Origin of the sequence: Amycolatopsis rubida, assembly GCF_900115345.1 — a bacterium.
Classification (GTDB): Bacteria; Actinomycetota; Actinomycetes; order Mycobacteriales; family Pseudonocardiaceae; genus Amycolatopsis; species Amycolatopsis rubida.
Genome location: NZ_FOWC01000005.1, coordinates 117,182 through 129,377, shown reverse-complemented (window position 1 = coordinate 129,377; position 12,196 = coordinate 117,182). Strand labels below are relative to the sequence as shown.

13 protein-coding genes are annotated in these 12,196 nt (G+C 72.4%); 10 read left to right on the top strand and 3 right to left on the bottom strand.

The annotated features are described in order from the left end of the window. Positions 1 to 55: 55 nt before the first annotated feature. Positions 56 to 1,000 carry an XdhC family protein gene (locus tag BM362_RS21085; protein ID WP_051173301.1) on the bottom strand — a complete coding sequence of 315 codons (945 nt, stop codon included), beginning with the start codon at positions 998 to 1,000 and terminating at the stop codon, positions 56 to 58. A gap of 56 nt (positions 1,001 to 1,056) precedes the next feature. On the opposite strand from BM362_RS21085, the gene BM362_RS21080 reads away from it, so the two are divergent. The 10 genes from BM362_RS21080 (at position 1,057) to BM362_RS21035 (ending at position 10,051) form a co-directional block, all read left to right on the top strand. Further along, complete coding sequence (locus tag BM362_RS21080; protein WP_067579058.1) at positions 1,057 to 1,761, top strand: putative 2OG-Fe(II) oxygenase; 705 nt, start codon at positions 1,057 to 1,059, stop codon at positions 1,759 to 1,761. 120 nt (positions 1,762 to 1,881) lie between these two features. Then, positions 1,882 to 3,309, top strand: a complete 1,428-nt coding sequence (locus tag BM362_RS21075; protein WP_232791568.1) for a form I ribulose bisphosphate carboxylase large subunit — start codon at positions 1,882 to 1,884, stop codon at positions 3,307 to 3,309. 10 nt (positions 3,310 to 3,319) lie between these two features. Beyond that, positions 3,320 to 3,751, top strand: coding sequence for a ribulose bisphosphate carboxylase small subunit (locus BM362_RS21070; RefSeq protein WP_043840309.1), 432 nt, complete (start codon positions 3,320 to 3,322; stop codon positions 3,749 to 3,751). Then, on the top strand, positions 3,748 to 4,740 hold the full coding sequence (gene cbbX, locus BM362_RS21065) for a CbbX protein (protein WP_043840307.1): 993 nt from the start codon (positions 3,748 to 3,750) through the stop codon (positions 4,738 to 4,740). The genes BM362_RS21070 and cbbX overlap by 4 nt, the downstream gene beginning before the upstream one ends. Then, entirely contained in the window at positions 4,737 to 5,735 is a 999-nt protein-coding gene (locus BM362_RS21060; protein WP_043840304.1) for a class I fructose-bisphosphate aldolase, read from the top strand. Before cbbX ends, BM362_RS21060 begins: the two co-directional genes overlap by 4 nt. Next, complete coding sequence (gene rpe / locus BM362_RS21055; protein ID WP_081685196.1) at positions 5,735 to 6,406, top strand: ribulose-phosphate 3-epimerase; 672 nt, start codon at positions 5,735 to 5,737, stop codon at positions 6,404 to 6,406. The genes BM362_RS21060 and rpe overlap by 1 nt, the downstream gene beginning before the upstream one ends. Positions 6,407 to 6,434: 28 nt before the next feature. Beyond that, on the top strand, positions 6,435 to 7,355 hold the full coding sequence (locus BM362_RS21050) for a LysR family transcriptional regulator (protein WP_043840302.1): 921 nt from the start codon (positions 6,435 to 6,437) through the stop codon (positions 7,353 to 7,355). Positions 7,356 to 7,366: 11 nt separating this feature from the next. Further along, on the top strand, positions 7,367 to 8,380 hold the full coding sequence (gene glpX, locus BM362_RS21045; RefSeq protein WP_043840300.1) for a class II fructose-bisphosphatase: 1,014 nt from the start codon (positions 7,367 to 7,369) through the stop codon (positions 8,378 to 8,380). Further along, positions 8,377 to 9,339 carry a class I fructose-bisphosphate aldolase gene (locus tag BM362_RS21040; RefSeq protein ID WP_043840299.1) on the top strand — a complete coding sequence of 321 codons (963 nt, stop codon included), beginning with the start codon at positions 8,377 to 8,379 and terminating at the stop codon, positions 9,337 to 9,339. Before glpX ends, BM362_RS21040 begins: the two co-directional genes overlap by 4 nt. Beyond that, positions 9,329 to 10,051 (top strand): HAD-IA family hydrolase, encoded by a 723-nt coding sequence (locus BM362_RS21035; protein ID WP_067579052.1) that lies wholly within the window; start codon positions 9,329 to 9,331, stop codon positions 10,049 to 10,051. Before BM362_RS21040 ends, BM362_RS21035 begins: the two co-directional genes overlap by 11 nt. 293 nt (positions 10,052 to 10,344) lie before the next feature. Here BM362_RS21035 and BM362_RS48290 read toward each other — a convergent pair whose 3' ends face one another. After that, positions 10,345 to 11,514: a GAF domain-containing sensor histidine kinase gene (locus tag BM362_RS48290; RefSeq protein WP_208865281.1), complete on the bottom strand. Its 1,170-nt coding sequence runs from the start codon at positions 11,512 to 11,514 to the stop codon at positions 10,345 to 10,347. Next, a complete protein-coding gene (locus BM362_RS48285) occupies positions 11,511 to 12,173 on the bottom strand; it encodes a response regulator (RefSeq protein WP_198545250.1) in 663 nt (220 codons plus the stop codon). The genes BM362_RS48290 and BM362_RS48285 overlap by 4 nt, the downstream gene beginning before the upstream one ends. Positions 12,174 to 12,196 lie beyond the last annotated feature (23 nt).

Genomic DNA, 12,196 nt, shown 5'->3' with positions numbered 1-12,196 from the left:
TCCTCTCATCGGGCCCTTCACGGTAGGCCGGGGCGGGCGCCGGACGCCACGAGTGTTAAGCGACCCCTGAACTCACCTCGCGCAAGGGGCGTCCGGTCCGTCCCTCCCGAACGGCGAGCGCCTCCGCGAGCACCGCGATCGCGACCTCCGCCGGCCGGCTCGCGCCGATGTCGAGTCCGGCCGGGCCGTGGATCCGTTCGAGTCCCTCGACGCCGCGCGAGGTCAGCCAGTCCAGGCGCGCGTCGTTCATCGCGGGCGTGCCGAGCGCGCCGACGTATCCCGCGCCGCCGGAGAGGGCGGCGGCGAGCGCGTTGCCCGCCGCGCCGAGGTCGTGCATCCCGACCACGACCAGGTCGAGGGCACCGAGGCCGAGCAGGATCGGTGCCGCCTCGGCGGGGTTGGCGAACCGGAGCACCTGCCAGCCCAGCGGGCCCGCGGCCGATTCGAGCGCGTCGCCGATCGGCCCGCCGCCGACGACGGCCAGCCGGGGCACCGGCCACAGCACGGTGACGACCCGGTCCGCCGCCACCGCCGAGTCGGTGACGCCGCCCGAGAAGAGCCGGGCGGTCTCCTCGCCGAGCGAGGCCACCGAGGTGGAGTCGTAGGCCTCGACGCCGGTGACCCGGTCGCCGTCGAGGCGGACGACGAGACAGACGGCGTGGCCCGCCCACAGCTCGTCCCACGTGCCCTCGGGGAAGTCGGCCGCGGGCACGATCAGGCAGCGGGTGCGCGCACCGGCGGGCACCCCGGCGACGAGCGACCCCACTTCGTCCACGGCGACGTCCACGAGCCGCCGGGTGACGCCGCCGGCGACGAGCCCGGCCACCTGCTCGTCGAGGGCGCCGCCGAGCAGCCCGCCCATGCGGCCGCCGCCGGGGGTCAGCGCCAGCGCCTCGTCCGGACGCCGTCCCGCGATGCCGTCGGCGGACACGATCCACGCGACGTCGACGTGGGTGCCGGATCGGACACACGCCGCGACGCTCACCGAGATCTCGTACATGAGGGCAAGCTAAATCCGCTCTTTACGAGAGGCCAGTGCTTCTTAACCTTCCACTTATGAGCGTTCTGTCCACCGGCCTGCACCTGCTGTGGCCCACCCCCGTCGGCCTCTACCGCTACGACCGCGCCGGGGAGGTCAACCCGGCGCTGGTGAAGGAGTTCGCCCGGATCCGCTCCGAGCAGGAGCGAAGCCGCGGCGCGGAGCCCGGCGCGCCGTTCTTCGCCAGCGACGACGACCTCCTCGAACGGGTCGAGCTGGACGGGTGGAAGCGCCTCGTCCAGTTCCTCGTGAACGGGATCGCCAAGACCGTCGAACAGGCCAACCTCGACTACTGGGCCGGGCAGGTGCAAAAGCTGACGGTGAACATCGAAGGCCTGTGGTTCCAGGCGGCGACCGGCGGGACCGCGCACGACATCCACACCCACGGCAATTGCTCGTGGTCCGGGGTCTACATCGTGCAGATCGACCCGCCGGAGGAGCGCGCGCAGCATCCGGTGTACGGCGAGGCGAACGGCGTCACGCGCCTGTACGGCCCGCACTTCGCCACGCTGGGCGGCGCCTTCGTCGACGTCGGCAACGCGTATCTCCAGCAGCCGCACCTCGACGTCGACCAGGTCGAGGGCCAGCTGCTGGTCTTCCCCTCGTGGCTGATGCACCAGGCGATGGCCTACAGCGGGACCAGGGACCGGGTGATCATCTCGTTCAACGCGAGCATCCACGGCTCCGGCGGCGACCAGCTCTTCGGCTACGGCGCCCGCTGAGGCCCGGCTTTTGCTGAACAAAAGCTCAAGCTTTCCGCGAAATCCTTGATAGACGTGTTGATTGTTCCCCCGTCATGCTGAGCCGGGTCAGCAGTTCCCGGCCAGACCGGAGGAGCAGTGGTGGATCGATGGGGAGCCGGCGTCATCCCGTACGCGGAGATGGGGTACTGGCAGCCGGACTACGAGCCGAAAGACACCGACGTACTGGCCGCCTTCCGGATCACCCCGCAGGACGGGGTGCCCGCGGAGGAGGCGGGGGCGGCGGTCGCGGGGGAGTCCTCGACCGCGACCTGGACGGTGGTGTGGACCGACCGGCTCACCGCCTACGAGCACTACCAGGCCAAGTGCTACCGGGTGGAGCCGGTGCCGAACACCCCCGGCCAGTACATCGCGCACATCGCCTACGACCTCGACCTGTTCGAGGAGGGGTCCATCGCGAACCTGACCTCCTCGATCATCGGGAACGTGTTCGGGTTCAAGGCGCTGAAAGCGCTGCGGCTGGAGGACATGCGGATCCCGACGCACTACGTGAAGACCTTCCAGGGACCGCCGCACGGGATCGTGACGGAGCGGGAGTACCTGGACAAGTACGGCCGCCCGCTGCTCGGCGCCACCACGAAACCGAAGCTCGGGCTCTCCGCGCGGAACTACGGCCGCGTGGTCTACGAGGCGCTGCGCGGCGGGCTGGACTTCACCAAGGACGACGAGAACATCAACTCCCAGCCGTTCATGCGCTGGCGTGACCGGTTCCTGTTCTGCATGGAGGGCGTCAACCGGGCACAGGCGGCCACCGGCGAGATCAAGGGCCATTACCTGAACGTCACCGCGGGCACGATGGAGCAGATGTACGAGCGCGCCGAGTTCGCCCGCGAGCTGGGCAGCGTCGTGGTGATGATCGACCTGACCGTCGGGTACACCGCCATCCAGTCGATGTCGGCGTGGGCGCGGAGGAACGGCGTGCTGCTGCACCTGCACCGCGCCGGGCACTCCACCTACACGCGGCAGAAGTCCCACGGCGTGAGCTTCCGGGTGATCGCCAAGTGGATGCGGCTGGCCGGGGTGGACCACATCCACGCGGGAACCGTGGTCGGCAAGCTGGAGGGCGACCCGCACACCACCGCCGGCTACTACGACACGCTGCGGCTCGACCACGTGCCCGCGGATCCGGTGAAGGGCCTGTACTTCGACCAGGACTGGGCTTCGCTCGCCCCGGTGCTGCCGGTCGCCTCCGGCGGGATCCACGCCGGGCAGATGCACCAGCTGCTGCACCTGCTCGGCGAGGACGTGGTGCTGCAGTTCGGCGGCGGCACCATCGGCCACCCGATGGGCATCGCGGCGGGAGCCACGGCGAACCGGGTCGCCCTCGAAGCGATGGTCAAGGCGCGCAACGAGGGCCGCGACTACCTCGCCGAGGGCAAGGACATCCTGCGCGCGGCCGCCAAGCGCAGCCGAGAGCTGGACGTGGCGCTCGCGACGTGGGGCGACATCACGTTCAACTACGAGTCCACCGACACCCCGGACGTCGTCGCGACGCCGAGCACCGTGTGAGGAGCCAGACATGCGCGTCACCCAGGGCACCTTCTCCTACCTGCCGGACCTGACCGACGAAGAGATCACCACCCAGGTCCAGTACGCGCTCGGCAACGGCTGGCCGATCTCGGTGGAGTTCACCGACGATCCGCACCCGCGCAACGTGTACTGGGAGATGTTCGGGCTGCCCATGTTCGACAACACCGACGCGGCGGCGATCATGCTGGAGATCGACGCCTGCCGCACCGCGTTCCCGAACCACTACGTCAAGGTCAACGCCTACGACGCCCGGCTCGGGCGGCAGACCACGGCGCTGTCGTTCCTCGTGCAGCGGCCTGCCGGCGAGCCCGGTTTCCGGCTGGACCGCCAGGAAACCGGCGACCGCCGCGTCCAGTACCGCACCCACGCCTACGCCGCCGACCGGCCGGTGGGCGAGCGGTACCGCCCAGCGGGGACATGAGCGAGCCGGGGCGGTCCGGTTTCGTCATGCACCGTCCGGGCTCGCCCGCGGCGACGGCGCAGGACGAGCCGCCTCCCGCCGAGGACGCCGAACTGCCCGGGGACGCTGTCGTCGACCTCGCCGAGGTGCGGTCGCGAGCCGGCGTCGGCGAGGTGCTCGCCGAACTCGACCGGGACCTCGTCGGGCTCGCCCCGGTCAAGCGGCGGGTCGAGGAGATTGCCGCGCTGCTGCTCGTGGACCGCACCCGGGAGCGGTTCGGGATCCGCGCCGCACGGCCGAATCTGCACATGTCGTTCACCGGGAATCCGGGCACCGGCAAGACCACGGTCGCGCTCCGCATGGCGGAACTGCTGAAGCGGCTGGGGTATCTCCGGCGCGGCCATCTCGTCGCGGTGACCCGGGACGACCTGGTCGGCCAGTACGTCGGCCACACCGCGCCGAAGACCGCGGAGGTCGTGAAGCGCGCGATGGGCGGGGTGTTGTTCGTCGACGAGGCGTACTACCTCTACCGCGCGGAGAACGAGCGGGACTACGGGCAGGAGGCCATCGAGATCCTGTTGCAGGTCATGGAGAACAACCGGGACGACCTGGTCGTGGTCTTCGCCGGCTACGCGGACCGGATGGACGATTTCTTCGCCTCCAACCCCGGCCTCAGCTCGCGGGTCGCGCACCACCTCGCGTTCCCGGACTACACCGTCGCGGAGCTGGAGCGGATCGGGCAGCTCATGGTCTCCGCGCTCGGCTACGAGCTGTCGGGCGCGGCCCGGACTGTCTTCCGCGAGTACCTGGAGCTGCGCGTGCGCCGGCCGCGGTTCGCGAACGCGCGCAGCGTGCGCAACGCCGTCGAGCGCGCACGGCTGCGGCAGGCGAACCGGCTCGTGCGGGAGGGCGCGGCCGACCGGGCGCGGCTCGTGCGCATCGAACCGGAGGATTTCCTCGCCAGCACCGTATTCGCGGACCGGATGTCCACAGTGGAGGGAACTGGATGAACTCGCTCGTCGAGACAGCCGCGGTGCTGGTCGCCGCGGGAAAGGGCGTGCTCGCCGCGGACGAGAGCGTCGCCACGATGTCCGCGCGGCTGGAGAAGGCCGGGGTCGCGCCGACCGAGGAGAACCGCAGGGACTACCGGGAACTCCTCGTCAGCACGCCGGAGCTGGCTGCCGGTGTCAGCGGCGTCATCCTGTGCGAGGAGACACTGCGGCAGCGCCTCGCCGACGGCAGGCCGTTCCCCGCGGCCGTCGCCGATTTCGGCATGCTGACCGGCATCAAGGTCGACACCGGCGCGAAACCGTTGCCCGGCAACGAAAGCGAGACGGTCACCGAAGGGCTCGACGGGCTGTTCCCTCGCCTGCGGGAGTACGTCGCGCTGGGCGCGCGGTTCGCCAAGTGGCGGGGCGTGTACGTGATCGACGACCAGTGCCCGTCCCGTGCCGCCGTGCACGCCAACGCGCACGCGCTCGCCAGGTACGCGAGTGCCTGCCAGTACGCCGGGCTGGTTCCGATCGTGGAGCCCGAGGTGCTGATGGACGGCACGCACTCGCTGGCGCGGTGTGCCGAGGTGACGACTCGCGTGCTGGGCGCGGTCGCGGGCGAACTGGCCGCGTTCGGCGTGGATCCCGCCGCGATGGTGCTGAAGCCGAACATGGTCGTGCCGGGCGCGTCCTGCCCCGAGCAGGCCGCGCCGGGCGAGATCGCCGAGGCGACGGCAGCGGTGCTGAGGCAGACCATGCCGGACGACCTTGCCGGGGTCGCGTTCCTCTCCGGCGGGCAGAGCCCGGAGCAGGCGACCGCGAACCTCGCCGCGCTGCAGGAGATCGACGCGCCGTGGCCGCTGACTTTCTCCTTCGGCCGCGCACTGGTCCAGCCGGCGTTGGCCGCGTGGCGCGGCGATCCCGGCCGTGTCCACGAAGGACAGCGCGCGCTCTCGCAGCGGGTGCGGGCGAACTCCGCCGTGCTCGGCGAAACAGCCGCCGTGGCGCCGTGATGACCACGCGCATCGTGCCATCGGTGCTGCCGGCGGACTTCTCCCGGCTGGGCGAGGAGGTCCGGCTGCTGGAGAAGGCGGGCGTGGACCGCATCCAGTGGGACGTGATGGACGGCCGGTTCGTGCCGAACCTGACGATGGGGCCGGACGTCATCGCGTCCGTCCGGCCGCTGGTGACCCTCCCGTTCGAGGCGCATCTGATGGTGGCCGATCCGGACCGGCTGCTGCCGCGGTGGCTCGACGCGGGCTGCGGCATGGTCATCGTGCACGCCGAAGCCGCCGGGCACCTGCATCGCACGCTCGGCGACATCCGCGAACGCGGCGGGAGCGCCGGGGTCGCGCTGAACCCGGCGACTCCGCCGTCGGCCGTCGAGCACGTGCTGGACCTCGTCGACCTGGTCCTGGTGATGACGGTGAACCCGGGCTTCGGCGGCCAGCGCTACCTGCCGTCGATGGCGGCGAAGATCCGGCGGGTGCGCGAGCTGGTGGACGCCACCGGCCGGGACATCGAGGTCGAGGTCGACGGCGGGATCTCCCCGGACACCATCGGATCCGCGAGCGCGGCGGGGGCGCGCACCTTCTGCGCGGGCTCCGCCCTGTTCGCCGACCGGGACGCGATCGGCGAACGCGTCGCCGAGTTGCGCCGCCTCGCCGCGGAAGCCCGCCGCTGACCCCGCCCGGTCCTCCATACTGCCCGCTATGACGACATCAGCGCGGTTGCGGGCGTTCGTCGCGGTGGCCGAGACCGGGTCGGTGTGGGCGGCGGCGCGGCGGCTCGCGCTCACCGAGTCCGCGGTGTCGGCGGCGGTGTCGGCGCTGAGCAAGGACGTCGGCGTGCCGTTGGTGGAGCGGGAGGGACGCGGCGTACGGCTCACGCGAGCAGGCGAGTCCTACGCCGGCCACGCCCGCGTCATCCTCGGCCTGCACGAGGAAGCGGTCGTCGCCGCGCGCGGCGAAGCCGATCCCGGGAGCGGGCTGTTGCGGCTCGCGGCCGTCACCACGGCGGGCGAGCACGTGCTGCCGTCGGTGCTGGCCCGGTTCCTCGACCGGCACCCGCGGGTGGAGCTGCGGCTGAATGTCGGCACCAGCGACCAGGTGTGGGCCTCGCTCGCGAACCACGACATCGATCTGGCGATCGGCGGGCGGCCGCCCGCGTCCGTGCGGGAGGCGCGGGTGTTCGCGGTGCGGGACAACGAACTCCTGGTGGTGGCCGCGCCCGCGCTGGCGCCCGCGTTCGACCCGGCGACCACGACCTGGCTGCAGCGCGAACCGGGTTCGGGCACCCGTGCGACGAGCGAGGCGCTGCTGGCCGCGCGCGACCTCGATCCGCCCGCGCTCACCCTCGGGTCGAACGGCGCGGTGGTAGCGGGTGCGGTCGCTGGGCTCGGCGCCACGCTGGTGTCGCGGGACGCGGTCGAGCGCCAGCTGGCGAGCGGCGAGCTGGTGCCCGTGCCCATGGCGGGCACCCCGCTGCACAGGCCGTGGCACGCGGTCGGGCAGCGACGGCTCACCGCGGGTTCCCGGCTGTTCGTCGAGCACCTGTGCGGTGCCGAGGACGGCTGGCGTTCCCCCGGCCGTTCCACCGCGCGGGGGAGCCGCGAGGACCGGTCCGGTCCGTAGCGTCGCCCGGCATGCCTACGATCGCACCTGACCGAAACCTGGCACTGGATCTCGTCCGCCTTACCGAATCCGCCGCGATGGCCGCGGGCCGCTGGGCGGGCCGCGGCGACAAAGACGGCGCGGACCAAGCGGCCGTCGACGCCATGCGCGCCTTGGCCTCGACGCTGCCGGTGCGGGGCGTCGTCGTCATCGGCGAGGGCGAGAAGGACCAGGCGCCCATGCTGTTCAACGGCGAGGTGATCGGCGACGGCCGCGGGCCGGAGTGCGACATCGCCGTCGACCCGATCGACGGGACCACGCTCACCGCCAAGGGCATGGGCAACGCGGTGTCGGTGCTCGCGGCCGCCCCGCGCGGCGCCATGCTGGACCCGTCCGCGGTGTTCTACATGGAAAAGCTGGTCACCGGCGCGGAAGCGGCGGGCGCGGTGGACCTCGACGCGCCGGTCGCCGACACCGTCCGCGCGGTCGCGAAGGCCAAGGGCGGCGAGCCGCGCGACGTCACGGTCTGCCTGCTCGACCGGCCCCGGCACGCGGAACTGGCCCGCCAAGTGCGGGAGACGGGCGCGCGCATCTCGTTCATCGCCGACGGCGACGTGGCGGGCGCGATCATGACTGCCCGGGAGGGCACCGGCATCGACCTGCTGCTCGGTGTCGGCGGAACCCCGGAGGGCGTGCTCGCCGCCTGCGCCATGAAGTGCCTCGGCGGGGTGATCCAGGGCCGGTTCGTCGTGCGGGACGAGTCCGAACGCCGTCGCGCGCTCGACGCGGGACACGACCTCGACCGCGTGCTCGTCACCGACGATCTCGTCCGCGGCGAGGACGCGTTCTTCGTCGTGACCGGCGTGACCGACGGGGATCTCATCCGCGGCGTCCGGTACGGCGCGCACCGGGCCACGACCGAGTCGCTCGTCATGCGGGCCCGCAGCGGCACGATCCGCTTCCTGCGCAGCGAACACCGGCTCGACCGGCTCGCGAGTTACAGCGCCGTCGACTACCTGCGGACCGGACGGGAGGCGCTGGCATGAGCGGAGTGCACCGGCTGCCGGCGAACCTGGCCGGCGACGGCCGCGGGATCCTCGCGCTGGACGACGACGCCGCCACCGTGTCCGCGCGGCTGGCCGAGGCGGGCGCGCACGCAGACGAGGAAACCCGCCGCGCCTATCACGAGCTGGTGCTGACCGCGCCCGGACTCGCGGCGGGGATCAGCGGGGTCGTCCTGACCGAGGAGGCCTTCGGCGGGACGCTGCCCGATGGGGAGCCGTACGCGGAGGCACTGATTAGAGCGGGCATCGCGGCGGGGGTACGGGTCGACACCGGCGTCCATCCGCTCGCGGGACTCCCCGGCGAACACGTCACCGAGGGGCTGGACGGGTTGCGGATCCGCTTCGCCGACCTCGCCTCGCGGGGCGCCCGGTTCGCCACGTGGCGCTCGGTGTTGCGGGTAGGCGACCGGTTGCCGAGCCGCCCCGCGAGCCGCGCGAACGCGCACGCGATGGCGCGTTTCTCCGCGCTGTGCCACGAGACGGGCATCGTGCCGGTCCTCGAACCGGAACTGTCCGCGGAAGGAACGCACTCGCTCGCACATTGCTGCGCCGCGGCCGCGGTGGTCCTGTCCGACGTGTTCGGCGAACTGCGCGCGGCCGGGCTGCGGCGGCACGCCGTCGTGCTCGCCCCCACGGTGATGTCGCCAGGCGACGAGTCCGGCGAGCGCCGGAGCGCCGGTGAGATCGCGGAGGCCACGATCGGCGTGCTGCGCGCCGCGGTGCCCGGCACCGTCGCTTGCGTGGCGGTCCGCCGCGGCGACCAGGAGACCGTCGCCGCGCTGCGGGCGATCCCGGCGCCGTGGCCGGTGACCTTTTCCGTCGGCGCCGCCCGGGCATTCGCCGTCTGGCGGGGTCGCGCGGACAAGATCGCCGCCGCGCAGCGCGTTCTTCGAGCGGATGTCCGCGCGTTCAACGGAAAGGCGGACGACCGTGTCGCGTGAGGACTGGGCAGCCGTCGTGTTCGATGTGGACGGCACCCTCGTGGACAGCGAACGCGACGGGCACCGGCTGGCGTTCAACGCCGCCTTCGCCTCGGCCGGCCTGCCCTACCGCTGGGACGTCGCGGAGTACGGCGACCTGCTCGGGGTCGCGGGCGGGCGGGAGCGGCTGACCGGCTACCTGGAGTCCAAGGGCCATCCGCCGGAGCAGGTCGCCCAGTTCGCCGCGGCACTGCACGCCGACAAGACCAGGCGGCTGCGGTGGATGGTCGCGCAGGGCGCGATCAGCCCGCGCCCCGGCGTGCGCGAGCTGATCCTCGACCTCGCGCTGGCCGGAGTGCGGCTCGCGGTCGCCACCACGGGCAGCAGGGAGTGGGTGGCGCCGCTGCTGGGGAAGCTGTTCGGCGCGACGACGTTCCCGGTGGTGGTGACCGGCGACGACGTGCCCGCGAAGAAACCCGACCCCGCCGCGTACCTGAAGGTGCTGACCGAACTGGGTCTCCCGGCGGCGGACGTGCTCGCGGTCGAGGATTCGGCGGTCGGGCTGCGTGCCGCGCTGGCCGCCGGGCTCGACTGCGTCGTGGTCGCCAACGACTACACGCGCGGGCAGGATTTCACTGGTGCGCTCGCGGTGTATCCCGGGTTCGCCCGCTTCCGCTCCGACCGGAGCGGCCCGGTGCGGGGGTTGTCGGTGTTCACGCGATCGGCGCGGTGACTGGGTCTGTGGTGCCGTGGTGCGGCGATCAGTTCCGCGCGTTCGGGCGTGCTGGTCATGCTGTGGCCGCGGGGGTTGGCGGTGTTTGCGCGATCGGCGCGGTGACTGGGTCTGTGGTGCCGTGGTGCGGCGATCAGTTCCGCGCGTTCGGGCGTGCTGGTCATGCTGTGGCCGCGGGGTTGGCGGTGTTTGCGCGATTGGCGCGGTGACTGGGTCTGTGGTGCCGTGGTGTGCCGATCAGTTCCGCGCGTTCGGGCGTGCTGGTCATGCTGTGGCTGCGGGGTTGGCGGTGTTTACGCGACCGGCACGGTGACTGAGACCGTCGTGCCGTTCTCCGGTGAGGAGGACACTTCCAGCCGTCCGCCGATCAGTTCCGCGCGCTCGGCCATGCTCGTCATGCCGTAGCCGCTGGACCGGTCGTCGCCGAAGGACATGGTGTCCCGGTCGAATCCGCGGCCGCGGTCGCGCACCCGCAGCAGGACACCCCGGTCGGTCCTGCGCAGTGTGAGGGTCGCCGCGCCGGTGCCCGCGTGCTTGATCACGTTCTGCAGCGCCTCCTGGGCGATCCGGTACAGCGCCACCTCGGCGTGCTCGGGCAGCCGGCATTCGTCGATTTCGGTCTCCACGGCCAGTTCCGCGGTGGACCGGGCGAGGCTCGCGAGGCTGTCGGCGAGGCCGAGGTCGTCGAGCACCGGCGGGCGCAGCCCGCTGACCGCCGCGCGTGCCTCGTCGAGGGTGAGGTCCGCGAGTTCGCGGGCCTTCACCAGCTGCTCGGCGGCGAACTCCGGATCGAGCGCGGCCTCGAGGTGGAACCGCAGGCTCACCAGCCGCTGGGTGATGCCGTCGTGGATGTCGCCGGCGAGCCTGCGCCGCTCGGTTTCCTGCGCGGCGATCACCTGCTCGGTGAACCGTTCGTGGGCGCGTTCCCGCGCGGCGAGCCTGCGGTGCGTGCGTGCCTGGTGCACCGCGCCCGCGAGCAGGCTGCCGATCGTGGTCAGCAGCCGCACGTCGCGGTCGGTGAACTCGCGGCGCACGCGGGTGTGCACGTTGAGCACGCCCGCGAGCCCGCCGGGGCTGCTCGACATCGGCACCGACGCCATCGAGGTGTAGTCCTCGCCGCGCAGCTCCGGGAAATACCGGTAACGCGGGTCGTCCTCCTTGCCCTCGGCGACCACCACCGGCTCGCCGTGCGAGGCGGCCCAGCCCGCGATGCCCTCGCCGAGCGGGAGCCGGACGCGTCCCGCCGCCGCGTCGAACGGGGCGGTGGCTCCGGCGAGGACCAGTGCGGAGTCCCGGTCGTCGAGCACGTGGACGAAGCACACGTCGGTGTTCGTGGCCGACACGATCAGGTCGGCGACCTTCGCCGCGAGCGCGGACAGCTCCGGTCCCGCCGAGATCGCCTCGATGATCCGGACGAGCAGGGTGTTCTCCCGCTCCGGGTCGGCCAGCCCGAGCCCGGTCACCGGAAGATCCCCTCGCGCAGGGCGACCGCGACCGCGCCGGCCCGGTCGCGCACCTCCAGCTTGCGGAAGATGGCGCTGACGTGACTTTTCACGGTTTCCTCCCCGAGCACGAGCCGGGCGGCGACGGCCCGGTTGGACAGGCCGGCCACGAGCAGTTCCAGCACCTCGCTTTCGCGCTGGGTGAGGTTGAGCCGCGCGCCCGGCCAGTACTCCCCGGCCTGCAGGCGCGCGGCGGACGCCACGGCCCGGCCCGCCATCGCCGAGTCCACCACGGTCTCGCCCTCGGCGGCCAGTTCGAGCTGGCGCACCAGGCTCTCGCCGTCGATCGACTTCAGCAGGTAGCCCGCCGCGCCCGCCCGCAACGCCTGGAACAGGTACTGCTCGTCGTCGTAGGCCGAGAGCAGGACCACCCGCCGTCCCGGGGATTTCTCCACCAGCTTCCGGCACAGGTCCAGCCCGCTCTCCTGGCCGCGGAGCCGGACGTCGGAGAGCACCAGGTCCGGGTCGAGGCCCGTGACGACGGGCTCGGCGGCCGCCGCGCTCACCGCCTCGCCCACGACCCGGACCCGGCCGCGGAATCGGGCGAGCAGTGCTTTGAGCCCTTCGAGGACCATCTCGTGATCGTCGACGAGCACCAGGCGCAGCGGCGTGGAACGCATGACCCGAGCCTAGAGCGAGCAGG

What these genes read in the sequence shown, in the direction of transcription:
- BM362_RS21085 (WP_051173301.1), bottom strand. Translation starts at nt 1,000, where the DNA reads ATGTACGAGATCTCGGTGAGCGTCGCGGCGTGTGTCCGATCCGGCACC.
- BM362_RS21080 (WP_067579058.1), top strand. Translation starts at nt 1,057, where the DNA reads ATGAGCGTTCTGTCCACCGGCCTGCACCTGCTGTGGCCCACCCCCGTC.
- BM362_RS21070 (WP_043840309.1), top strand. Translation starts at nt 3,320, where the DNA reads ATGCGCGTCACCCAGGGCACCTTCTCCTACCTGCCGGACCTGACCGAC.
- cbbX (WP_043840307.1), top strand. Translation starts at nt 3,748, where the DNA reads ATGAGCGAGCCGGGGCGGTCCGGTTTCGTCATGCACCGTCCGGGCTCG.
- BM362_RS21060 (WP_043840304.1), top strand. Translation starts at nt 4,737, where the DNA reads ATGAACTCGCTCGTCGAGACAGCCGCGGTGCTGGTCGCCGCGGGAAAG.
- rpe (WP_081685196.1), top strand. Translation starts at nt 5,735, where the DNA reads ATGACCACGCGCATCGTGCCATCGGTGCTGCCGGCGGACTTCTCCCGG.
- BM362_RS21050 (WP_043840302.1), top strand. Translation starts at nt 6,435, where the DNA reads ATGACGACATCAGCGCGGTTGCGGGCGTTCGTCGCGGTGGCCGAGACC.
- glpX (WP_043840300.1), top strand. Translation starts at nt 7,367, where the DNA reads ATGCCTACGATCGCACCTGACCGAAACCTGGCACTGGATCTCGTCCGC.
- BM362_RS21040 (WP_043840299.1), top strand. Translation starts at nt 8,377, where the DNA reads ATGAGCGGAGTGCACCGGCTGCCGGCGAACCTGGCCGGCGACGGCCGC.
- BM362_RS48285 (WP_198545250.1), bottom strand. Translation starts at nt 12,173, where the DNA reads ATGCGTTCCACGCCGCTGCGCCTGGTGCTCGTCGACGATCACGAGATG.